This is a genomic window from Brevundimonas sp. (genome assembly GCF_035561115.1).
Classification (GTDB): Bacteria; Pseudomonadota; Alphaproteobacteria; order Caulobacterales; family Caulobacteraceae; genus Brevundimonas.
Genome location: NZ_DATMYH010000109.1, coordinates 26,506 through 48,307, shown reverse-complemented (window position 1 = coordinate 48,307; position 21,802 = coordinate 26,506). Strand labels below are relative to the sequence as shown.

At 69.9% G+C, this 21,802-nt stretch carries 25 protein-coding genes; 6 read left to right on the top strand and 19 right to left on the bottom strand.

Annotated elements, in window-relative coordinates:
- Window positions 1-2: 2 nt before the first annotated feature.
- A complete protein-coding gene (locus VN378_RS15035) occupies window positions 3-467 on the bottom strand; it encodes a hypothetical protein (RefSeq protein WP_325744369.1) in 465 nt (154 codons plus the stop codon).
- 168 nt (window positions 468-635) lie between these two features.
- Here VN378_RS15035 and VN378_RS15030 point away from each other — a divergent pair, with 168 nt between their 5' ends.
- Window positions 636-932, top strand: coding sequence for a hypothetical protein (locus tag VN378_RS15030; protein ID WP_325744368.1), 297 nt, complete (start codon window positions 636-638; stop codon window positions 930-932).
- Between the two features lie 225 nt (window positions 933-1,157).
- Here VN378_RS15030 and recA read toward each other — a convergent pair whose 3' ends face one another.
- The 5 genes from recA to VN378_RS15005 all read right to left on the bottom strand — a co-directional run bounded on the left by recA (window position 1,158) and on the right by VN378_RS15005 (window position 5,859).
- Window positions 1,158-2,240: a recombinase RecA gene (recA, locus tag VN378_RS15025; RefSeq protein ID WP_055827892.1), complete on the bottom strand. Its 1,083-nt coding sequence runs from the start codon at window positions 2,238-2,240 to the stop codon at window positions 1,158-1,160.
- Between the two features lie 221 nt (window positions 2,241-2,461).
- Window positions 2,462-2,893 carry a hypothetical protein gene (locus VN378_RS15020; RefSeq protein ID WP_325744367.1) on the bottom strand — a complete coding sequence of 144 codons (432 nt, stop codon included), beginning with the start codon at window positions 2,891-2,893 and terminating at the stop codon, window positions 2,462-2,464.
- Between the two features lie 86 nt (window positions 2,894-2,979).
- Window positions 2,980-3,381 (bottom strand): hypothetical protein, encoded by a 402-nt coding sequence (locus VN378_RS15015; RefSeq protein WP_325744366.1) that lies wholly within the window; start codon window positions 3,379-3,381, stop codon window positions 2,980-2,982.
- 145 nt (window positions 3,382-3,526) lie between these two features.
- Window positions 3,527-3,979 carry a MaoC family dehydratase gene (locus tag VN378_RS15010; RefSeq protein WP_325744365.1) on the bottom strand — a complete coding sequence of 151 codons (453 nt, stop codon included), beginning with the start codon at window positions 3,977-3,979 and terminating at the stop codon, window positions 3,527-3,529.
- On the bottom strand, window positions 3,976-5,859 hold the full coding sequence (locus VN378_RS15005) for a M20/M25/M40 family metallo-hydrolase (protein ID WP_325744364.1): 1,884 nt from the start codon (window positions 5,857-5,859) through the stop codon (window positions 3,976-3,978). Before VN378_RS15005 ends, VN378_RS15010 begins: the two co-directional genes overlap by 4 nt.
- 187 nt (window positions 5,860-6,046) lie before the next feature.
- Here VN378_RS15005 and VN378_RS15000 point away from each other — a divergent pair, with 187 nt between their 5' ends.
- Window positions 6,047-6,724: an alpha/beta fold hydrolase gene (locus VN378_RS15000; protein WP_325744363.1), complete on the top strand. Its 678-nt coding sequence runs from the start codon at window positions 6,047-6,049 to the stop codon at window positions 6,722-6,724.
- Between the two features lie 100 nt (window positions 6,725-6,824).
- Here the strand turns inward: VN378_RS15000 and VN378_RS14995 are convergent, their stop codons facing one another.
- The 3 genes from VN378_RS14995 to chpT all read right to left on the bottom strand — a co-directional run bounded on the left by VN378_RS14995 (window position 6,825) and on the right by chpT (window position 8,785).
- Window positions 6,825-7,640 carry a protein-glutamate O-methyltransferase CheR gene (locus VN378_RS14995; RefSeq protein ID WP_325744362.1) on the bottom strand — a complete coding sequence of 272 codons (816 nt, stop codon included), beginning with the start codon at window positions 7,638-7,640 and terminating at the stop codon, window positions 6,825-6,827.
- Between the two features lie 4 nt (window positions 7,641-7,644).
- Window positions 7,645-8,016 (bottom strand): response regulator, encoded by a 372-nt coding sequence (locus VN378_RS14990; protein WP_325744361.1) that lies wholly within the window; start codon window positions 8,014-8,016, stop codon window positions 7,645-7,647.
- A gap of 100 nt (window positions 8,017-8,116) precedes the next feature.
- Entirely contained in the window at window positions 8,117-8,785 is a 669-nt protein-coding gene (gene chpT / locus VN378_RS14985; RefSeq protein ID WP_325744360.1) for a histidine phosphotransferase ChpT, read from the bottom strand.
- A gap of 89 nt (window positions 8,786-8,874) precedes the next feature.
- Here chpT and cysQ point away from each other — a divergent pair, with 89 nt between their 5' ends.
- Window positions 8,875-9,660, top strand: coding sequence for a 3'(2'),5'-bisphosphate nucleotidase CysQ (gene cysQ, locus VN378_RS14980; protein ID WP_325744359.1), 786 nt, complete (start codon window positions 8,875-8,877; stop codon window positions 9,658-9,660).
- Window positions 9,661-9,666: 6 nt separating this feature from the next.
- On the opposite strand, the gene VN378_RS14975 is transcribed toward cysQ, so the two are convergent.
- From VN378_RS14975 to VN378_RS14960, 4 genes are all read right to left on the bottom strand, one after another.
- Complete coding sequence (locus VN378_RS14975; RefSeq protein ID WP_325744358.1) at window positions 9,667-10,902, bottom strand: hypothetical protein; 1,236 nt, start codon at window positions 10,900-10,902, stop codon at window positions 9,667-9,669.
- Window positions 10,903-11,004: 102 nt separating this feature from the next.
- A complete protein-coding gene (locus VN378_RS14970; protein ID WP_325744357.1) occupies window positions 11,005-12,492 on the bottom strand; it encodes a DUF1570 domain-containing protein in 1,488 nt (495 codons plus the stop codon).
- Between the two features lie 112 nt (window positions 12,493-12,604).
- Window positions 12,605-14,110 (bottom strand): hypothetical protein, encoded by a 1,506-nt coding sequence (locus VN378_RS14965; RefSeq protein ID WP_325744356.1) that lies wholly within the window; start codon window positions 14,108-14,110, stop codon window positions 12,605-12,607.
- A gap of 59 nt (window positions 14,111-14,169) precedes the next feature.
- Entirely contained in the window at window positions 14,170-15,801 is a 1,632-nt protein-coding gene (locus tag VN378_RS14960) for a peptide chain release factor 3 (protein ID WP_325744355.1), read from the bottom strand.
- Between the two features lie 159 nt (window positions 15,802-15,960).
- Between VN378_RS14960 and VN378_RS14955 the strand changes: the two genes are divergently transcribed.
- Window positions 15,961-16,107 (top strand): hypothetical protein, encoded by a 147-nt coding sequence (locus tag VN378_RS14955; RefSeq protein WP_325744354.1) that lies wholly within the window; start codon window positions 15,961-15,963, stop codon window positions 16,105-16,107.
- Here VN378_RS14955 and VN378_RS14950 read toward each other — a convergent pair.
- The 3 genes from VN378_RS14950 to VN378_RS14940 form a co-directional block, all read right to left on the bottom strand.
- The gene (locus VN378_RS14950) at window positions 16,091-16,537 is read right to left on the bottom strand and encodes a tetratricopeptide repeat protein (protein ID WP_325744353.1); all 447 of its coding nucleotides are present in this window, start codon (window positions 16,535-16,537) and stop codon (window positions 16,091-16,093) included. The genes VN378_RS14955 and VN378_RS14950 overlap by 17 nt on opposite strands.
- Window positions 16,538-16,582: 45 nt before the next feature.
- Window positions 16,583-16,963: a hypothetical protein gene (locus tag VN378_RS14945; RefSeq protein WP_325744352.1), complete on the bottom strand. Its 381-nt coding sequence runs from the start codon at window positions 16,961-16,963 to the stop codon at window positions 16,583-16,585.
- A 150-nt stretch (window positions 16,964-17,113) separates the two neighbouring features.
- Window positions 17,114-17,443: a DUF1491 family protein gene (locus tag VN378_RS14940; RefSeq protein ID WP_325744351.1), complete on the bottom strand. Its 330-nt coding sequence runs from the start codon at window positions 17,441-17,443 to the stop codon at window positions 17,114-17,116.
- A 56-nt stretch (window positions 17,444-17,499) separates the two neighbouring features.
- On the opposite strand from VN378_RS14940, the gene VN378_RS14935 reads away from it, so the two are divergent.
- Entirely contained in the window at window positions 17,500-18,360 is an 861-nt protein-coding gene (locus tag VN378_RS14935; RefSeq protein ID WP_325744350.1) for a hypothetical protein, read from the top strand.
- A 3-nt stretch (window positions 18,361-18,363) separates the two neighbouring features.
- Here VN378_RS14935 and VN378_RS14930 read toward each other — a convergent pair whose 3' ends face one another.
- Entirely contained in the window at window positions 18,364-20,049 is a 1,686-nt protein-coding gene (locus VN378_RS14930) for a HAMP domain-containing sensor histidine kinase (RefSeq protein WP_325744349.1), read from the bottom strand.
- Window positions 20,050-20,221: 172 nt separating this feature from the next.
- Between VN378_RS14930 and VN378_RS14925 the strand changes: the two genes are divergently transcribed.
- Window positions 20,222-20,653: a SufE family protein gene (locus tag VN378_RS14925; RefSeq protein WP_325744348.1), complete on the top strand. Its 432-nt coding sequence runs from the start codon at window positions 20,222-20,224 to the stop codon at window positions 20,651-20,653.
- Between the two features lie 35 nt (window positions 20,654-20,688).
- Here the strand turns inward: VN378_RS14925 and VN378_RS14920 are convergent, their stop codons facing one another.
- Both VN378_RS14920 and VN378_RS14915 read right to left on the bottom strand, forming a co-directional pair.
- Window positions 20,689-21,411, bottom strand: a complete 723-nt coding sequence (locus VN378_RS14920; RefSeq protein WP_325744347.1) for a DUF6456 domain-containing protein — start codon at window positions 21,409-21,411, stop codon at window positions 20,689-20,691.
- Window positions 21,408-21,764, bottom strand: coding sequence for a chromosomal replication initiator DnaA (locus VN378_RS14915; protein WP_325744346.1), 357 nt, complete (start codon window positions 21,762-21,764; stop codon window positions 21,408-21,410). The genes VN378_RS14920 and VN378_RS14915 overlap by 4 nt, the downstream gene beginning before the upstream one ends.
- Window positions 21,765-21,802: the final 38 nt, after the last annotated feature.

The window sequence follows — 21,802 nt, the reverse complement described above, 5'->3', positions numbered from 1 at the left end:
ACTCAGTCCGTCGTCCGCCGCAGAATGCGGGCGGCGACCAGGGCCAGGGCGACGCCGAAGAAGGCGTGGGCCAGCAGGCCCAAGGCGATCATCATGTCGGGCGGGGCGGGCCGCGACGCGGCTTGCGACAGCGGCACGACGATGGCGTTCATCACGCCATAGACGGTCACGCCGAACAGCAGGCCCGACAGCACGGGCCTGCGCAGCGCCACCGGAGCCTGGAGCGCCGCGGCGATGAAGATGGCGGCGAAGATGATGGCGATGATGAAATGGGCGACGAGGCCGACCGCAGCCGTCGCCCAGCCGCCGCTGAACGATTCCGCACCCAGAAGGCCGCTGGCCACAGACTGCAGGATCACCATCGGCGAGGCGGGCCGGTAGATGACGAAGGCCGTCAGGATGTCGGCGGCGCCGCCGGCGAGGCCGGCGAGGATCGCGGCCAGCGCGATGGTTCGTGTCTTGCTCATGACAGGCCCTCCGGCCGCGAGCTTGACCGTCCGGGGCGCGAAGAGCAAGCGGCCGGAGATGGTTGGCAGTCGCTAACCATAGATAGGCACGCACTAGTGATTTGCCACCTGCGGTTCGGCGCCCTCAGCTCTCGGGGCGCAATCCCGCGCCCGTTTGGAGGAGTTGAGATGAAGGTAGTTCGCCACCTGAGTCTGGCCTTGGCCAGCGCCGTTCTGATGACGGCGGCGGTCGGACCGGCCGAGGCCGTGGTCCGACAGTCCTATGACCCGGAGGCCATCGCGTACCAGTACACCTACTATGCGGATGAAGCGAAGACCGAGTACCTGGGGGAGGCGTACGATACGTGCGGCGGGTCCCAGTACAATCACTGGGTGCTGCACCCCTATATTCCTACGGCCTATTACGATCAGACGCCCATGTTCGTCTGCACGGGCATGGGCCCCTATCTGCCGCCCGACTGGTAGTCCCGGAAGAAAAAAGGCCGCCCGACCCGGGGAGGGGTCGAGCGGCCGCTCCGTCCGGCCCGGCCCGGCGGGGTCGGATGGCGGGTCGGCGGACCCGGCCGGAGAAGTGTCGTTCGAGGCCGAAGGGTCCGCTCCGGAAAGTTGCGGACAATCCGGACTCTGGCGTGGGGCGAAGAGTCCGCTGCGAAAATCGCGGACTCTGCGCCCACATCGGACTCTGTCGGCCTAGCCCTCGAGGTCCTGGCCTTCGTCGGGTTCGGGCGTGCCCAGCAGTTCCTCGGCGATCTTGGTGGTCGAGGCGCGCACGGCCTTTTCGATCGAATCGGCGATGTCCGGATTGGCCTTGAGGAAGGCGCGCACGTTCTCGCGGCCCTGGCCGATGCGCTGACTGTCGTAGGAGAACCAGCTGCCCGACTTCTCGACGATGCCGGCCTTGACGCCCAGGTCGATGATTTCGCCCAGCTTGGAGATGCCCTCGCCGTACATGATGTCGAAGATGACCTCGCGGAACGGCGGGGCGACCTTGTTCTTGACCACCTTCACGCGGGTGGTGTTGCCGACGACCTCGTCGCGGTCCTTGATCGCGCCGGTGCGGCGGATGTCGAGGCGGACCGAGGCATAGAATTTCAGCGCATTTCCGCCTGTCGTCGTTTCCGGCGAGCCGTACATGACGCCGATCTTGTGGCGGATCTGGTTGATGAACAGGACGATGCACTGCGACTTGTTGATCGAGGCGGTCAGCTTGCGCAGCGCCTGGCTCATCAGACGGGCCTGCAGGCCCGGCAGGCTGTCGCCCATCTCGCCCTCGATCTCGGCGCGCGGCGTCAGGGCGGCGACGGAGTCGACCACCACGATGTCCACGGCGCCCGAGCGCACCAGGGTGTCGACGATTTCCAGCGCCTGTTCGCCCGTGTCGGGCTGGGACACCAGCAGGTCGTCGAGGTTGACGCCCAGCTTCTGGGCGTAGCCCGGATCCAGCGCATGTTCGGCGTCGACGAAGGCGGCGGTGCCGCCGGCCTTCTGGATCTCGGCCACGGTGTGCAGGGCGAGGGTCGTCTTGCCCGAACTTTCCGGTCCGAACACCTCGATCACCCGGCCGCGCGGCAGGCCGCCGATGCCCAGCGCCATGTCGAGGCCCAGCGAGCCGGTCGAGACGGACGGGATTTCCGCCACCACGCCGCCCTTGCCGAGCTTCATGACGGAGCCCTTGCCGAAGGCGCGGTCGATCTGGGCGATCGCCGCCTCCAGAGCCCGTTGCTTGTCGCCGTCGTCCCGGGTCACCAACTTCAAATTCGCCTGAGCTGCCACCTTGCCACTCTCCCTTGCCATGATTCCCATCTGGTTCCGGGAGAGACCCGCCTGGACCCGCTCCCTGTTGAGACGCAGTTAGTACACGGTTTGTTCCGGTTGCCAATATGTTCTTTTTGGAACGCGGAAGGGTACGACCAAATTTGACGTAGGGACGCCAGCGCCTGCCGCACCGCAAGCGGACCCGCCGGATGCCGCCTATGGCGGAAAGCGGACCTAACCTATGGTTCGTAAACCGCGATCACTGCGTCGAGCCGCGAGACGACGCCCGGCTCCCGGGAACGGGAGGCCCGCATTGCGCGCGCCTCGGCCACAAGCTCCTCCCCGCACCGAAGCTTGTCCATCTGCGCGTTCAGCCACTGGTCCCGCGCGGAGCCGTCCCCGCCGAATTCGCCGGAATAGTGCTGACAGTGGACTCCGCGATACTCCAAGGCTTCCAGAGGGTCGGAGGGCTCGACCTCAACCTGCCGGTAGCGCTCCTCGGTAGCGGCCCAGGACATCGGCACGGAGGGCTGTGGAGTGCTTGCTGGCGCAGAGGGCGCCGGCGCCGGGACAGGCTCCGGCGGGGCAGTTTCCGCCGTTGGGGTCTGATCCGCAGGGCCGCAGCCAGTGAGGATCAGGACGGTCAGTCCAACAACGAGGGTGCGAAACATGCGGCGCCCTCCCCGGGCATGTGACAAGGCTTCGTGCGATGGCAAGACATCAAGAGCGAGCGGCAACTCGAACCCGGGCCTTGCGCTCAGTTGGCTTCGCGAACCGCGATGATGGCCGGGAAGTTGTCGTCCATGACATTGCCGGCATTATCGAGCTGGTCGAGCTTGCCCATCTGCACCTCCCAGGTCTTTTCGGCGACCCCGTCCGCCAGAGCCTGATTTTCAAACCATGGCGCGCAGAGATCAGCGGAGCACATCACGTCATCCGGCTCCCCACCTTCGATCGGCTGGATTCGGAGATAGCAGTTGTCGCCACAGGTGAGGCCGACGATCTTGATCCTCGTCCAGGCTCCCACCGGATCCGCGGCGGCTACGGCGGGGGGCGCCGCCGCCGTTGGCGCGGCCGCTTCAGGGGCCGATGTCTGATCCGCAGGCCCGCAAGCCGCGAGCATCAAGGTGGTCAGGCCAATAAAGACAACTCGAGACATGGTCCCTCCCCGGGCACGTGAATGTGAGTGAAGCGGCGACCAAATCGAGTTCGGGCGCGCCTACGAATGGCCGCCAATGGGCACGCTACCCCGGCGTGTCAGGAATCGGAAATGGGAGCCGGACCCGGCCGGGCGGACAGGGCCCTCAGGCCGGCCGGCGCCAGGCCACGATGCGGGTGGTGGAGATCTGGACCGCCTCGCCGTGCTGGTTGCGGGTCTCGGTGCGCGTGCGGATCATGCCGCGGTCCGGGCGCGAGCGGGACGGCGTGATCTCCAGCACCTCGACATGGACGGAGAGCGCATCACCGGGCCGGGTCGGGCGCGGCCATGTGGTTTCGCCCCCGGCGCCGACAAGGCCGCCGGCGAGCGGAAAGGCCTCGACCAGCAGGCGCATGGTCAGGGCCGCCGTATGCCAGCCGCTGGCGGCCAGGCCGCCGAACAGGCTGTCCTTCGCCGCATCCTCGTCGAGGTGGAAGGGCTGGGGGTCGAACTGGCGGGCGAAGGCCTTGATCTCTTCGGTCGTGACGGTGAGGGAGTCCGAGACGAAGGTCTGGCCGAGGTGGAGGTCTTCCAGCCAGAGGGGCGTCGGCGCAGTCACGCCGAGGCGACCGTCGCAGGAGCAGGCTCCGGCTCGGCGACCCGCGCCGCCCCCGACAGGGCCGCGCCCAGCAGCAGGATCGCCAGCGCCGCCATCAGCAGGGGCCGCGCCGCCGCCCGCTCGGGGCTCAGCGGCCTGACGAACATCAGGACCAGCAGCCCCAGCAGGACCAGCACGCCGGGCAGGTCCATGCCGATGCCGAGGAAGACCGTGTGGGCCAGGCCCGCGATCCAGCCGGCGCCGAGGACGGCGGCGATGGCGATCGGGGCCAGCGATCGCGCGCGGGTCAGGCCCGGATCGGCGAAGGCGGCGACGGCGGCGGTCAGGGCGGCGAGCAGGCCGGTCCAGACGAACAGGAAGGCGGCCTCGGGCGCGAAGCCTTGCGCGGCCGCGGCGACGATCAGGATCAGGCCGATCAGACCGCTCCATCCGCCCCAGACCGAGCGGGCGGACAGGGCCGGGAACAGCGACAGGCCGATGGCGACGACCGCCGCGCCGATGACGATGAGGTTGATCCCGCCGAGGATCAGGGCGAGGACGGCCGCGGCTGCGATCCCGCCGGCGACGACGCGGCGGTCGGGCCGGGTCCGTCCGCCCAGCAGGGCGAGCGTGAGCGCGAGGACCGTGAGCGCGGTCCCTGCCTCCATCCACGGCAGGCGGGCCAGCAGGGTATAATAGGCGTCGGCGCTTTCGGCGCGTGACGAAAGCGGGCCGGCCAGCAGGCGCACGGCCTGGGTCAGGACCAGTCCCGTCGACAGGAACCACAGGCCGTCGATCATGCCGCGTCCGGCGTCGGCGAAGGTCAGGCCCGCGCGGGACCGCGCCCGCCACATCGCCGCGCCCAGGGCGAGGAAGGCCAGTCCCAGCAGCAGCCAGCCTGTCGCCGGGGCGTGGCCGACGATCACCCGTCCGAACAGGTCGGCGTAGACGACGTTCTGGGTCGCTGCGGGCAGGGCGCGGGCGCGCAGCAGGGCGTCTGAGGTCTCCAGCGCCTGGGAGCCGATGTGCTGGACGCTGCCCTGGTCCAGGGCGTCCGGGGTCGAGGCGCGGGCGTGGTACTGGGCCGGGCGGCCGATGAAGGCCAGGTTGATCCCCTGGACGCCGCGGTCCTTGGGGATGGTGAAGTCGGTGCCGTTGGGCATCAGCTCATAGACGAAGACGGCCAGGGAGTTGGACGAGACGCCGCCGGTCGCCCGGACGCCCGCGCGGGCGAACAGGCCGATGGTCTGCGCATTGCCGCGGCCGGTCTCGAACATCATGGCCCGGCCGCCGCCGCCGCGCGCCTCCAGATTGACCACGGCGCCGATCCGGTCGCGCAGGGGATGTCCGCCCCAGAAGGCGCGGGCGCCGTCCAGATTCAGCTCCTCGCCGTCGGTCAGCAGGACGACCAGGGTGCGGTCGGCGGCGCCGCGCGCGCGGATGGCGCGAACGGTCTCGAGAATGGCGGCGACGCCCGCCGTGTCGTCCGCCGCGCCGGCGGATTCCGGCACGGTGTCGTAGTGGGCCATCAGGGCGACGGCGGGCAGGCGCGGGTCGCGTCCGGGCAGGACGCCGACCAGATTGGTCAGCTCGATCCCGGTCGCCGACCGGCCGTCGCGCTCGATCCGCCGCACCGCCTCGGGGGACAGGGGACCGGGTTGCGTCGAGGTCTGCAGGCCGAGGGCGGCCATGCGCTGGAGCAGCACGGCCTGGACCCGGGCGTGGTCCGCCGAGCCGACCGGGTGGGGGCGCTGCGCGATCTCGCGGACGTCGGCCATGGCCCGTTGGGCGGAGAAGTCCGTCGCGGGCGCACTTGCCGGCGCGGGGCGAGGACTTTGCAGGGTCAGCGCCGCGATCAGCAGCGCCAGCGCCAACGATCCGATCAGCCAGAGCAGCCGCATGAGTCACCTCCCCGATGAAAGGCTACGCTAGCGGGCTATGTCGGGTTCGTCATCCTTCGGCGGGTGAAGCGATGGCCGGTTGCGACCCATTGCGGACTCTGTTCGATCGCGCGACGGTCAAGCTATGCCTTATGCTGAGCACGAGGGACGCCGCATCTTCTACACGGTTCAAGGCAGTGGACCGGTCATGGTTCTGCTGCATGGCCACCTGCTGAGTTCAGCCTGCTGGCGAGACGGCGGTTTCGCTCAAACTCTGGCAGACGGCTACACGGTCGTTCTCATCGACGCCTTGGGTCATGGCCACAGTGATAAGCCGAGCGTCCCCGCCGCGTATCAGCAGGAGCGTCGTGCCGGCGAAGTCGTTGCCGTTCTCGACGCCATCAGAGCCGGAAGCTTCCATCTCGTGGGTCATTCCATGGGCGGTTGGACCGCAGTCGGATTGGCGCGAGCCATACCCGGCCGCCTGCTCTCCGTAACACTAGGCGGATGGAACCCCGTGCAGGGCATCGCGGCAGGGCTTCCCCCCGGGGTAAAAGGGCCAATCCCGTTTGCGAGGGTGCTTAGCGTAGCCCGGGCGACCGCCCCTGAACTCGTCTCGTGGGTGACTGCCGAGAACGAGCCCGGATTGCGCGCCTCCTGGGAGGCGTTGGATGACCTCGACGGCGCGGCAGAGGTGCTTCTCGAATGTGGGTGCCCGGTGCTGCTCTGGAGCGGGCGTGACGACCCGAGAGGGACGTCTATGCAGACACTGGCAGACCAATACAGGTGGAAGATGCTTTGGACTGAAGGCGATCACCTGACTGTCGTGACCGGACATGGCAGGGAGAACGCGCCTTTGGTCCGGCAGGCCATCGAGAAGCATTGAAGGCGGCCCCGCAGCCGAGTCCGTTTTCCACCCATGGCGGACCTCTGAGGCGTCCGCTTCGAGGCCTCCCGTCGAACGGACGGACGAAGGCCCGGGGTTCTCAGGCCGCGCGGCGCAGCGCCGCCGGCGATTTCACGAACAGGCCCTTGCGGCCGGCGACCGCGCGGAAGGCGATGCTGTCGCCGTCCGGTTCCTCGTCCGGGCCCAGGAACAGGCAGCCGTCGTCGACGAGGCGGCGTTCCAGATTGTCGAACATGTCGCGGCGGCGGGCGGGATCGGCGTCGCCCAGCACATGACGGCAGAAGATGACGTCGAAGCGGTGGTCGTCGGTCGGGGCGTCGGCGAGATTGGCGCGGGCGAAATGGACGGTGGCGCGAAGCTCGGCCTTGGCGATCCACGCGTCCTCGACCTGGTCGAACCAGCGAAGCATGGTCCCCGCCTTCAGGCCGCGCTGGATCTCGAAACCCGTGTAGGCGCCGGAGCGACCCTTTTCGAGCGCGCGCTGCGACAGGTCGGTGGCGATGATCTCGACGGCGACGTGGGCTTCCTGGGCCGCGATGGCCAGCGACCACGCCTCCTGGCCGGTCGAACAGCCGGCGGACCAGATCCGGATCGGCTGATGGCCGCGCGCCTTGCCCAGCGCCGGCAGCAATTCCTGGGCGAGGGTCTCGAAGCTGGTGCGGTCGCGGCGGAACCAGGTTTCGGGATTCAGCAGGGCCTCGATCACCGCCCAGCCCAGCGAGGCGACAGGCTTGGCCCACAGGGACGCCAGCATGGCGTCGACGGTGTCGAACCCTTCACGCCGGGCCACGGGGCCCAGCCGATGTTCGGCCAGCTTCATCCGGTCGCGCGTCAGCCGGAACCCCGCGCGCGAGGCCATCAAGGTCTGCAGACGGTCGAAATCGTCCGGCGTCATGGCGTCAGACGGCCCCCACTTCGGCGAATTTCGAGGTCAGGATTTCGCCGTCAAACGGCTTCATCACATAGTCGTCAGCGCCGGCGGACAGGGCCTCAGCGATGCGCTCGGCCCGGGTCTCGATGGTGCAGAACAGGACCTTCGGAGCCATGCCGCCCGGCAGGGCGCGGAGGCGGCGCAGGAAGGTCATGCCGTCCATGACGGGCATCGACCAGTCCAGCAGGATGACCTCGGGGATGACGCCGGTGCAGAAGGCCAGCGCCTCGGCGCCGTCGGCCGCCTCATCGACCTCGAAGCCGAGTCCCTCGACGATGCGTCGCGCGACCTTGCGGATGATCCGGCTGTCGTCGACGATCAGACAGGTTCTGGGGGTCAAGGTCCGGGTTCCGATACTGAGTCGCACAACGTTCGCGTGTGCGACATGTCCATAGTCGCCCTGAGCCGGTTAACGAGTCCTTGGGAAACCGGCTTAAACGTCAGTTAGGCATGCGGGCCGTGAGGATCACGCGGCCCTCTTCGCACTGGACGTCGAGACCGCCGCCCGCGTCATGCGCGGTCAGCCACAACCAGTAGGGCTGGATCCACTGACCGGGCAGGCCTTCGCCCAGGGGGCGTCCCGCGAGTCCGGCGACGGCCTCGGCCTTCAGGCGGGCGCGGGCGCCCTCGGCCAGCCCCTCCATGATCAGGTCGTCGCCCTCGCGCCGGGTGGACACGACCGCGGTTCCGCCCGAGGGCAGGGCCGCCATGCTCAAATAGGCGAGGTTCACCAAGGCCCGCGACTGGGCCTTGGAATAGCTGGCGTCCTCGGCCTTCCAATCCAGGCTCGCGCGCCCGCCCTCGGTCAGGCCCGCGACCAGATCGCCCAGTTCGGCGCCCGAAAAGCGTTCGGCCGAGGTCGCGGCGCCGAAGGCCACCCGCGCGAACGAAACGAGGGCGACCATCTTCCTGGCGCTGGCCTCGATCAGGCTCATGGCGTCGTCGCGCATGTCCTGGGCCGAGGGATCCTTGAGCAGGTCCATGCCGGAACTGATCGCGCCGGCCGGGCTGATGAAGTCGTGGCACAGCTTGCCGGCGACCAGGGCGGCCAGCGCCTGGCCGTCAGGAAGCGCCTGGCCGTCGGGCAGGGCGGTGGAGATTTCGGTCATAGGGCCCCGGAGCAACAGTCGGACAACAGGCCGGACGCTGACCTGATTTGCCGGTTCGCGAAACCGGTCCGATGCTCTAATCCCGCGCCATGATCAAACGATTGACCGCCGACCTCGCGTCCGGCGCCCTGACCGAGGCCATGGCCGACATCGCCGAGGACGCCGCCCGCGTGATCCTGCCGTACTGGCGCAATGGCGTGGTCGCGGAGTCCAAGGTCGACGACAGCCCCGTCACCCGGGCCGACCGTGAGGCGGAACTCCTGATTCTGGCGCGGCTGGAGGCTCTGTATCCGGGGGTCCAGACGGTCGCGGAAGAGGCCGTCGCGGCCGATGGCGCGCCCGCCGAGGCCGCCGACTGGTTCTGGCTGATCGATCCGCTGGACGGCACCCGCGGCTTCATCGAGGGGCGCGAGAGCTTCACCGTCAACATCGCCCTGGTTCACAGGGCCGCGGTGGTCGCGGGGGTCGTGACGGCGCCGGCCACTGCGACCACCTGGCGCAGCGGCGTTCCGGGCGGGGGCGCCTTTCGCCGCCGCGTCGGCGAGGCCTGGCAGGCGATCAGGGTGCGCAACCGGCCCGCGTCGCCGATGGCCGTGATGAGTCACAGCATGACCGACGCCGAGGCCCAGCGGCTCGCGTCGCGCCATGGCTGTGTCCAGTGGCAGGGCACGGATTCATCGCTGAAATTCTGCCTGATCGCCGAGGGTCGGTTCGACGCCTATCCGCGCACCGGCCCGACGTCCGAGTGGGACACGGCGGCCGGGCAGGCGGTGCTCGAAGCGGCCGGCGGGCGGGTCATGGGCGAGGACGGCCAGCCGCTGCGTTACGGCAAGTCCTGTTTCGCCAACGGCGGCTTCGTGGCGCTGGGCGGCTGAGGCCGGTCAGAGGCTGACCTTCTCCGGCAGGGCCAGCACGGCCCGTTCGACCAACGCCGGCGCCCCCCACTCGCGGGCGGTTTCCATCGCTTCGGCCAGCATCAGGCCGACGGCGCGCGGCTCGACCCCCATCAGTCGTCCCCGGGCCATGGCCAACCGCGCCATGCCGATCTGGTCGGCGGCCCAGTCCAGAGGCTGGCACGCCCCGGTCAGCCGCCGGCGCACGGTCGCCTCCAGTCCCGCCAGACCCGCGACATCGCCCGCGGCCTCTGCCAGGACGGTCTCTGCCGCCAGTCGTCGCTCGCGCGCCAGGGCGCCCAGGACCAGCCCCGGTTCCCGGGTCAGGGCCTCGGCCTGGGCGAGAGGCAGGAGGGGCGTGTCGGCCTGGGCCTGGACCAGCTGCACGGCGACCCAGTCGAGCGGGCTGTGGTCCGGAGTGAACTGGTCGGCGGCGGCCTGGAACAGGGCGCGGCCCTGTTCGGTCGCGGCTTCGTTCCTGGCCAGCCGGGCCAGGGCCATCAGCCCCGCGCCGGCCAGGGCCAGGGCGCGGGCGCGGGTCAGGGGGCGGTAGTCGGGCGAGGCGGCCTCGACCAGCACCCGCAGGTCGCGTCCGGCCTGATCCAGCAGACGGCCGTCACGCCGCGCCACCCCGGCCTCGAGCGACAGGGCCGCGCGATCCAGCCTCAGTTCGTCGCCCATGGTCCGGGCCAGCCCCCGGGCCCCGTGCACCGCGGCGTCCAGCAGGGCCGCAGCGTCGAGCATGAACGACGGCTCTCCTGACAGCCGCGCCCGGCGCGCCGTCAGACGGGCATGCAGCGCCGCCGCCGCCGATTGCGTTGCGGGTCGTTCGGCGGTCAGGGACTGAACATCCGCCAGCGCCGCCGTGAGCTTTTCGGGTCCGCCGAACAGGTCGAAGCGCAGCAGATGAATCTCGCCGGATTCGATGGCCGCGGCCGCTGTCTGGTCCGGCGTCGTCGTGTGCCGGGCGGCGTCGGAGGCGGCGGAAGCCGCACGATCCAGGCTGGTCTTGCGGCCGGTGCGGCGGGCATGCTCGCGCCACAGGGCCGAGGCGCGCAGCCAGCTGGCGAAGGGGCGGTTGCAGGAGACCCGGCCCGCGTCGATCGCCTCGCGGCGGGCCTCGGCCTCGACGAGGTCCGCGCCGATCAGCTCCAGCCAGCCGAGATCGTCGCTCTCGCGCGCCTTTTCGAACAGTTTCCTCAGATCCCGGCCGAATTCGAACATGGGTCAGGCGCTCCGGTCGTCCCGCTTCGGGACCGAAAGGCGTCCCGGGGATGCAAGGTGCAAACGCAGCGCCGCGCCGGCGGTTCGACCGTGTGCTGAAAGTCAGTCCGGGGCCGGGACGGCGCGTCTCTGCCCGATCTGGTCGAGCAGCGTACGCGCCCGTTGAACACCGGGACCGCCGTGCGGATTATTGACTATGGGCGTCAACAGGGTGATCGCGTCCTCGTAGCGACCGCGCTCCATCATGGCGATCGCGGCGTCGCCCCGTATCGACATCACCTGCGGCGCGCGCTGTACGGCCAGAACCCAGGTCAGAAGGTCGTTCTCGTTGGGATAGTCCGTCGAGCCGCGCCGGATGCGCGCAAGGGCGGCGTAGACCCGATAGTCGGTGGGGTCGGCGTCCAGGGCGCGCTGCAGGAACCCTTGAGCCAGACGGCGCTGGCGTGCCCCTTCCACCGGATCCGCCGCCACATCTCCGCGGCCGGTGAGGATGTCGGCCATCAACAGCAGACCCTCGACACTGTCGGCCTGCCGGTCGAGCGCGGCCTTCAGGGCCGCTTCCGCCGCCGCGTCATCGCCCCACTGCTTCTCCGCGCGTCCAAGCGCGACCAGGGCCAGGGGATCGTCCGGGAAGCGGGTCGAGGTCGTCCGCAGCGTTTCCAGGAGCGCCGGCCCGTCGACGTCGGCGGGGTCGGGAGCGCGTGCGTTGATCATGGGCAGAAGCACTGCATCGGCCGCGGACGGGAGGATCGACACCGTGATCGCCGGCGTGACGGGGGGGAGGTCGATCTGCGCGTATCTGAGGCTGCTGCGGAGGTAGGCGCGCAGCTGGGCGGTCAACTGCTCGGGGCTGGTCCCGAAGATCGCCTGCCACGTCTCCACCGGGTCCCGCCCCCCGTTGATCGCCGTCAGATAGGCGACCAGGTTCTGGACGCGGGCCGGATCGCTGAGGGCCCAATGGGTCAGGGCCCAGGACTGGGCGTAATACATGCCGCGGCCGGCGCTATCGCCAACATCCATCGACCCCTTCGCCCGCAGCACCTGATCCTTCGGCAGCCAGCGATTCTGCTGCAGCGCATACTGGCGGCCGGGATTGGGAAGGCCGAAGGAGGCCTTTCCACGCTCGGGCACGGTCGCCGTTGCGAAATATTCCGCAAAGCCTTCGCTGAGCCAGCCCGGGTATTGGCTATCGCCGTTCTTGGCCATGAAGTGGTGGGTGTATTCATGCAGCAGGATGTCGTCGCTCTCGCCGCGCACCAGGATGGCGAAGATGTCGTTCTCGCTGGTGGAATAGTAGCCGGTGAAGCCTTCGGGGAGATTGGGCAGTGCGGTCCGCAGGGCCCGGCCGTTCTCGACCAGATAGACCGGCAGCTTGCGGACATCGTCGTCCTGCCCCCGCCCGAAACGTACTTTCATGAGCGCATCGAAACGCTCCAGCCTGGCCGTATAGTCGCGCAGATTCCGCTCCGACCCGTCGCTATAGACGATGAAGTTCGGGCTTTCGGCGCGCCGCCACTCGGCGAGGGCGGACGCCGGCGTCAGCGCGAGCAGCGCCAGGGCCAGAAGAAGACGATGGACAGCTGATGGCAAACCGGATCCCCCCGAGATCCGTCATTCTAAGCCCGGTTTGCGCATTCCGGTCCAGTCTCTGGTTTCCGACGACCCCGGCGCCGGGCGGCGGCCTGAAGCTCCGGGAGATGGATCAGTTCGTCGGCGCGGTCGCCGCGGCCCCCGCGCGGGCTTCGGCGATCCGGCCAAGAATGCGCCGGATCCGGACAGGAATTTCGCCGCCGTGTGGATCGTTGGCGATCGGCTGGATGACCTGCTCCGCCTCGTCGACGAAGCCGTGCTTCAGCATCACCTCGGCGGTTACGGCGCGGTTGCTGGCCACCTCGGGCGCGATGGCGACGGCGCGGCGCCACAGCTCGACGTCATTTTCGGTCGGATAGTCCGGGGCGAACCGGCGGCTCCAGGCGATGTTCTGATAGACCCGATTGTCCCCCGGGTCCGCCGCAAAGGCGCGGGCCAGGAAACCCCGGGCCTGGCGGTACAGGCGCTCGCGTTCGTCGGGGTTGGTCAGCCTGTCGCCGGCGGTGATCCGCGCATCGGCCATCAGCAACAACAGTTCGGTATTGGCCGGGGCGGCGTCCAGCAGGGGTTGAACCGCGCGCTCCGCGGCCGCCGGCTCACCCCAGTGGAGCTCGACCCGGGCCAGCATCATCTGCGCCATCGGATCGTCGGGATGGCGCGCCGCCGCCTCACGGGCCCGGGCGAGCATGTCCGGCCCTTGATTGGCCGGGCCGCCGTCGCGGGCGTTGAGATCGAGCAGCAGAACGTCGTTGGCGCTGTCGGACAGGGCGGTGATCGTCGGGGCCGGGATCGCGGCGCCGATCTCGAGCTCAGCATAGCGCGGGCCCGCGTTGAAATAGGCCCGCAGCGTTCGTTCCAGCTGCGCGAAATCCATGCTGAAATGCCGTCCGAGGGCCGTTTCGGGCGCCACGCCCCGCGCCGTGTCGTCGAGATAGGCCTGCATGCGCCGACGGCGTTCGGCGTCGGTGAGGATCCAGTGGGTCAGCAACCATGACTGGGCATAGAAGGCCGCGCGGCCGTCCCGCTCGCTGCGATCATACCGTCCGGTCAGCACCAGCTCGACCGGCAGCCACCGGACGTTGTTGAGGGTCCATATCCGCATCGGGCTGCTCCTGCCCAGTGTGGCGCGCCCGTTCGAGGTCACGGTCGCGGTCATGAAGAATTCGGCGAACCCTTCCCGGAACCAGGCAGGATAGGAGCCCGGAAAATTGCGATACATGAAGTGGTGGGCGTACTCGTGACGCAGGAACTCATCCCCCGTCCCCCGAACGGCGACAGCCCGGACATCGCGGAAATTGGCCGTATAGACGCCAGCGGCTGTCTCCGGGAGGCCGGGACTGACGACGGCCAGGTCCCGCCGGTTGCGAACGACGTAGACGGGCAGCTTCTTCGCTCCCTCGGCCTCGGGCAGGGCGAACCAGGTGCGCATCAACTGATCGAGACGCTCCAGCCCTATGGCGTCGGCGCGCAGTTCCCGTTCGAGGGTGTTGCCGTAGACGACGAAATGCCGCGTTTCGGCCTTGCGCCATTCGGCATGGGCCAGGCCCGGAACGGCGGCGGCGGACGCGGCGATCAGGAGGACCCGAAGGGCGATGGCGAGACGGTTCAGAACGCTCATGGATCCCCTCATGCAACCGGATGTAAATAGCCGGGGTCCATGACAGGTTGTCCAGAGGCCTAGCCTCTTTCCTTCGTCTTCGTGAAGGCCACCTGCGGGAACCGCTCCATGACATAGCCGGTCTCCCAGCTGGACTTGGCCAGGAAGACCGGGTCGTCGTCGATGTCGCGGGCCATCTGGCCGCGGTATTTGCCCATGAAGTCCTCGAGGTCCGCCTTGGTCCCGCCGATCCAGCGGGCCTCGGCCCAGGGCGAGGGCTCGAAGATGACCTCGAGGCCGTATTCCTCGCCCAGACGGTCGGCCATGACCTCGAACTGCAGCTGGCCGACGGCGCCGACGATGAAGTCCGAGCCCATCTCGGGGCGGAACAGCTGGGTCACGCCCTCTTCGGCCAGGCCGTCCAGCGCCTTCTTCAGGTGTTTGGCCTTGAGGGGATCCTTGACGCGGACGCGCTGGAGGATTTCAGGGGCGAAATTGGGCAGGCCGGCGAAGCGGATCAGGCCGCTCTCGGACAGGCTGTCGCCGACGCGCAGGACGCCGTGGTTGGGGATGCCGATGACGTCGCCGGCGTATGCGTCCTCGGCCAGTTCGCGGTCCGAGGCGAAGAACATGATCGGGGCGTTCACGCTCAGCTGCTTGCCGGTGTTCTGGACCTTCAGCTTCATGCCGCGCTGAAACTTGCCGGACGCCATGCGGAACATGGCGATGCGGTCACGGTGGTTGGGGTCCATATTGGCCTGGACCTTGAAGACGAAGCCGGTGACCTCGGGCGCGCCCGGTTCGACCGTGATCGCCACCGGTTCGGCGGCGTTGCGGGTTCCGGCGGGGGCGGCCTTGTGCGCCTTCATCACCTTGGGCGGCGGGGCCCATTCGCCGATCGCGGCCAGCAGTTCCTCGATGCCGAAATGGCGCAGGGCCGAGCCCCACAGCACGGGCGTCATATGGCCCTCGAGGAAGGACTGGCGATCGAAGGCCGGATAGCCGCCCTCGACCAGCTCCTGCGCCTCCATCAGCGCCTCGTGCTCGCCTGCTTCGAAATATTGGGCGGCCTCGGTCAGAGGCAGGGCGTCGGGGTGGGGCACGTCCTCGGCCGAGCCGGCGGGCTTGCGGGCGTAGGGCTGGAACCGGCCGGTGCCCATTTCGACCATGCCGCGCAGGCGGTTGCCGCTCTGGGCCGGCCACCAGATCGGGGCCGGGTCCAGCTGCAGGCGGCTGGCGATCTCGTCCAGCAGGGCCATCGGGTCCTGGGCCTCGCGGTCCAGCTTGTTGATGAAGGTGATGATCGGAATGTCGCGCAGGCGGCAGACCTCGAACAGCTTCAGCGTCTGCGGCTCGATGCCCTTGGCGGCGTCCAGCACCATGATGGCGCAGTCGGCGGCGGTCAGGGTGCGGTAGGTGTCTTCCGAGAAGTCCTCGTGCCCGGGGGTGTCGAGCAGGTTGAACATCTTGCCGTCGTGCTCGAACGTCATCACCGACGCGGAGACGGAGATGCCGCGTTCCTTCTCGATCTTCATCCAGTCGGACTGGGTGCGCCGGTTCTCGCCGCGCGCGCGCACGGCGCCGGCCGCGCGGATGGCTCCGCCGGCCAGCAGGATGTGCTCGGTCAGGGTGGTCTTGCCGGCGTCGGGGTGCGCGATGATGGCGAAGGTCCTGCGGCGCAGGGCCTCCTGTTCGAGAGTGAGCTTGGACATGTTCGATCCGTTGGGCGGCGGGAGTTAACCCGGACGCGGCCCGATGTCACCCGATGTGAATAACCGCTCGCAACGAAGGGGTTTCGGAGTCATTGTTCTGTCAGGCGAGACGACCCGGTCACGCAATCGGGCGCCGCCTTTGGAAACGAAGGAACGGCCATGGCCCTGAACCACCCTGTGGATCCGCCGCCTGATCCGACGACCGGGCACGACGGGCCCCATCCCGCCATTTCACTGATCGTCGGCTTCGGCGTGATCGTGCTCGGCGCCACGGTCGTGCATGTGGTTTTCAACGTGCTGGTGTAGCCGCCGCTCCGGGCTCCGCCGCCGGCTCTGATCCCGGATCAGGGACGGGCGCGTCCGGCTCCGGCCCGGTCGGCGCCGCGCCGGCCTCGGCCGCGTCCTCCAGTTCATCGGCGGACAGCGGCGGCTGCCCCGCCCGCGCCAGTACGATCAGGGACCGGGCCGCCTCGGACGCCGATCCGCCATGCGGGGAATTGGCCAGCGGCCCCAGCAGCGTGATGGCCTCGGCGAATTCGCCCGCCTGCATCATGGCGCGGGCATAGCCCAGCCGGACCGACGAAAGCTGCGGCGCGAGCTCAAGCGCCTTGAACCAGGTCAGGAGGTCATTGTCGTTGGGGTAGTCCGGGGCCCCCGGCGCACAGCGCCAATCCGGCGCCTCGCAGGAATTTCGATAAACGCAAGGCCGTCCCCCAAACTCAGGAGGGCACCCCAACTGGCCGCGCCGATGCTGTCCAAGGTTGTGGACGCCGGGACCGCCTCAAGCCGCCAGGCGCATCCAGACCGCGCGATCAGCGGCGACGGCGTCCAGCTTGCCCTGGGCGGCCCGCGTCTTCAGCTGGCGCATGATGGCGGCGGGCAGGGCGCAGAACTGCGGTTCGACCAGCGCGGGGTCGCAGCCGACGGCGGGCGCGGCGAACAGGGCGGCGTTGACCTCGGGCGACCGGTCGTGGATCAGCCAGGCCAGACGGCGCGCCCGTTGCGGATCGGTCTTGTGCATCAGAGGGTCCTCGGCGAACAGCTCGCAGCCCAGCTCCAGGACATAGTCCAGGTCCAGGTTCTCGAACCGGCGCGCGTCGCCGGGCGTGACCGGGGAGGCCTCATCCAGGTCGAACACAACGTCGTTGAGAAGAAAGAGCATCGACAACACCCACCATCGCCGGGCTCGTTTTCGGCCCGTTGATGACGACCCTAGGCCAAGGCGCTTGCGGTTCCGTTCCCGAACGCGGTTAAGCATTTCGCACTGGCGGCGGCGGCGTTAACCCGCCGGTTTCCATAGCGGCGCCAGGGATCAGACGGCGACCTTCTCGGTGATGAAGTGGCGGCCCTCGCGGTCCTCGATCTCGACCACCCAGATGTCGGGGTCGTAGCCGGCCTGGCGCTGGATGTAGGCGTCCAGCTCGCTTTCGGACTCGCTCTCGACCGGCTGCATCCACAGACGCTCGCCGTCGGGACCGAACGCCTCACTATAGAGTCTGGCGCGCCGGGTGGAGGTGTCGAACGCCTTGACGATGACGGTCCCCGCCCGCGCGTCGCCCTTGCGCGCGACCGTGGCGAAGGCCCCTGCCAGCTCGGCGCGTCGGATCAGGGCGGACACCCAAAGGTCGCTGGAAAGAAGCACTTTGATAACCCTGCTCGGAAACCGTACCGGAACGCGCGGCGCGTAGGGTGCGCCCCATGACGATAGGCCAGACCGCCCTGAAGACCAAAGCCGCGATCCTGGCGGCGGCCGTCCTGTGTCTGCCCGACGCGGCCCGGGCCGGGCCCGCCGACACCTATTACGAGCGCGCCTTCATGGTCGCCGCCGACCAGCGTTGCGGCCTGTTCGACACGCGCATCGACGCCGCTCTCGGCGCCGCGACGGCCCAGGCCCGGGGCGCCGCCCTGCGGTCCGGCGCCGCCGAGGCCGACCTCAGCGCCACCGCCGCCCGCGCCCGCGCGCGCGCCCACGCCGTCTCTTGTCGCGATCCCCAGCTGGCGACGGTCAAGGGCCGCGTCGACGACGCCTTCTCGGGCTGGCTGCGGACGCCCCGTATGACCTTCCCGGGGGGGCGGGCGGACTGGACGGCCAACCGCATGGGGTCGACGCGCGCCAGCTGGCGGCTGCAACAGACATCGGTCGTGGGCGCCTCCCCGGTCGCCTTCGGCTATGCCGGCGAGGGCGACGAACAGGATCTGGTCGCCGTGGTCAGTTTCGTCGGACGCTCACGGCCCTACGCCGCGCGGATCGTGCTGCGCGATCCCGCCAGGGTTCCGCGCGCCTGGCTGGCCGGGGACGGTCTGGTCCCGGCGGCGTCGCGCGCCAGCCTGTGGGCCGCCGGCGTGGCGCCGGCCGATCGCGGACTGCTGGCTGCCGGGCGCCGCGCCGGCGAGGCATGGCGTTTCCCCGCCGCGACCGCCGCCGCTCTGGAGCGTCTTGATCCGCGCGAAACCTTCGCCATAGAATTCCATTTTCGGGACGGCAGCGTCGCCACGGCGAAATTCGAAGCGGGCGATTTCGCCGCCGGCCGCGCCTTCCTGGCGATGGGTTTGCTCTAGGCGCTAGCCGCCGCCCTTCACAGGCATCGGAATGATTTCGGCTCCGCCCTCCGGCGCCGCCGCCCGCGCCACCAGGGCGACGGGCAGACGCACCGTCACCGCCGTGCCCTCGCCCAGGGTGCTGTCGATGCTCATCCGGCCGCCGTGCAATTCGGCGAAGGCGCGCACCAGCGACAGGCCCAGACCGGTGCCCTGCCGCCGCTGCTCGATCTCGCCGGCCTGTTCGAACGGCCGGCCCAGACGGCGCACGTCCTCGGGCGCGATGCCCACGCCGGTGTCCGCCACGACGACCTCAAGGTAGGGCCCGACGGCTTCGACCGTCACGGTGATCGTCCCGCCCGGAGGCGTGAACTTCACCGCATTGGACAGCAGGTTCAGGGTGATCTGTTTCAACGCGCGCCGATCGGCCGAGACCTCGACCGGATCGCCGGGCAGGACGCTGGAAAGGCTGACGCCCTTGTCGTCGGCGTTGACCCGGACCAGCGCCATGGCGGCGGACACGGTCTCGCGGGCGTCGAACCGCTCCAGCGTCAGGGTGTAGCGCTCGGCCTCGATCTTGGCGACGTCCAGCAGGTCGTTGATCAGGTCCAGCAGGTGGCCGCCGGCCTCGTGGATGTTGGCGGCGTATTCGCCGTAGCGGTCGGGCAGGGGGCCGAAGATGCGCTGACGCATGATGTCCGAGAAGCCCAGCACGGCGTTCAGGGGCGTGCGCAGTTCATGGCTCATATTGGCCAGGAAGCGGGTCTTGCCGGCTTCGCGGGCCTCGGCCTCGTTGCGCGCGACCTCGAGACCCAGTTCGCGGGCGTACTGGGCGGTGGCGTCGAAGACCTGTGCGACCAGTCGCGGACCGGAGGCGTCGTCGAGCCGGCGGACGATCATCTGCGCCCGGCGGTCCAGCGCCAGACGCGGGGCGAAGACGGCCATGCCGTCGTGGCCGCCCATGGCCCGTTCCATCGCGCCCAGCACGCGGGGGCGGTCGGGCGCGTGCACCGCGGCGACCAGGCCGCTTTCGAACAACGGGTCCACCGGCAGATAGGCCGGCGGCGCGCCATAGGCCGCCACGACCCGGCCCGACGGTTCCAGAACCAGCATCAACCCCGGCTGGGCCGCCAGCAGGGTTTCGATCCGGGCGGCGTCGGCCTCGGCGGCCTCGAGGCGCGCTTCGCGCTGCCGCCAGGACAGACGGACCGCCAGGGCGGCCGCCCCGGCCGTCAGGAGCGCCGAAATCGCCGCCAGGGCGGGAAGGTGGAGGCCTCTCATCCCTGCCCAGGCTGATACCAGTCCGGCGAGGGCGGCCAGGCCCACGGCCAGGGCGCCGACCTGGACAGGCCGGGTTCCACCCAGGGCGATGCCCGCCGCCAGCGGCAGGAAAACGAAGCCGGCCAGAGGACCGGTCAGGCCGCCGGACAGGGCGGCGGACAGGAAGGCCGCCAGGCCCCAGACGCCCAGCAGCGTCATTCGCTCGCCGGCCCCGTCGCGCCGCAACAGGCCGAGGCCCGTCAGGCCCGGCGCCACCATGGCCAGCACGCCGTAAAAGACCGGGCCGTCGATCCCGCCGATCCAGCGCCCGCCGAGCGCGAGCAGGGCGGCGGCCACGGCCCAGCCGGCATGCCAGGCGGCCAGCGCGGGGCGATCGCCCCGGTCGGGGTCGGTGGCAGGCCTGGGCTCGGGGCGGGCGGACTGGATCAAGGGTGCGACGAAAGAAGCCGGATCATGCCGGCGGGCCCGCCAGCCTAGCCTTGCGGCTGAGTCGTCCAAAGCACGCACGCGTTCCAGGCGACTGGGCGCGGCCCGCCAGGCCGCTTTTCCGGGGACAGGTCGCGAGGTTGTCGTTAACGCCAGCCCGGCCTATCTGGCCCGTATGAGTGCTGATCCCTCCATCGACGATGTGCTGGCCGAGCTGGTGGAGGAATTCGACCTGCTGGGCGACTGGGAGGGCCGGATCGAATACGTCATCGACCTGGGCAAGGACCTGGAGCCCTTGCCGGACGCGGACCGCACCGACGCCAACAAGGTGCCCGGCTGCGCCGCCCAGGTGTGGCTGGCCGTACGGCCCCGGGACGGGCGCCTGGTCTTCCTCGCCGACAGCGACAGCGCCCTGTCGAAGGGAAACATCGCCCTGCTGCTCAAATTGTATTCAGACCGTCGACCGGACGAGATCCTCGCCTTCGACGCCCGCGCCGCGCTTGATCGCCTGGGTCTGCCGTCGGCCCTGACGCGTCAGCGCGCCAACGGCCTGAACGCCATGGTCGGACGGATTCGCGACGCCGCGGCGTCCGCGACGCGGACCTAGCCGTCCATCACCGGCTGCGACGGTTCTCCGGCCGGTCAGCCGATGCGGTAGTGAGCCGCCAGGGCGGCCAGCCCGGTCTTCAGCAGGGTCTTGCCGCGCCGCCGGCCCAGGCCGAGATCCTGCTCCGCCGCCTGCAGCGCCGAGGCGCGGATGCAGACAGCCTCGACCATGCTGCGCGCGGGTCCGCAGGCCGCGAGCGCCGTCTCGACCCGGCGGGCCGCGGCGAGGGCGGAGACGCCGGGACCGGCTCGCCCGGGCGCATCACCGCCGGCCCCGGACCGGGGCAGGGCGTCCCACCGCATGGTGAGGGACGGGCCGCGCAAGGCCGCCTCGGCCTCCCGGGCCAGACGATCGGCGGCGGCGATTTCGGCGGGCTCCAGCCAGGAGCGGCCGTCCGGGTCCCGGTGACGCGCCAGCCAGGCGATCGCCGAATGGCCGAGATTGGCCCGTCGCATGATCATGGCGCCGTCCCCTTCCATCACCGCACGAACGCCCTCGATCAACCCGGGCCGTCCCGCCGCCGGCGTCGGCGGGACGGCGGACGGGGCGGCGCGCGCCACCCAGCCGCCGCCCGCCCGGATCCTGAGCCCCGGCTTTTCGGCCAACTGCCGGAAGACCGCCTCGTCGACGGTCAGAAGGATGCGGGCGCGCCGATCCCGGCCGACCCTCAGGCCATAGCCGCCGGGCGCGGCCTCGATCCAGCCATACCGTCGCGCGAGCAGACGTCGGGCCCGGTCCACCACTGCGGCAAGGCTCACGCGGGCACCTCGCACAGCGGCGCATCCAGCACCTCGCGCACGCAGCGCTCCAGCCGGTCCAGCATCGCGTCCAGCGTCGGACGGTCCCGCTCGTCCTCGGCCCATCGGCAGGCGGCCGCGGCTGTCGCCCGGTTCAGTCCGAAGGCGTGGGCGACCCTTTCCAGCGGCCAGCCGAAGGTGATGTAGGCCAGATACATGGCCAGCCAGCGCGCACGGCACTCCGTCCCGCCCAGCCGGACCTGGGCCCGCATCCGCTCGGCCGTCACTCCCGTCGCGGCCGCCACCAGCTGGATCGCCAGGCCCGCGCGAATCCGGTCCCCGTCCGCGACCGGCACGCGATACGTGTCATTCATTCCATAACTCCCGTCTTCCGCCGACGCCGGTTACCCGG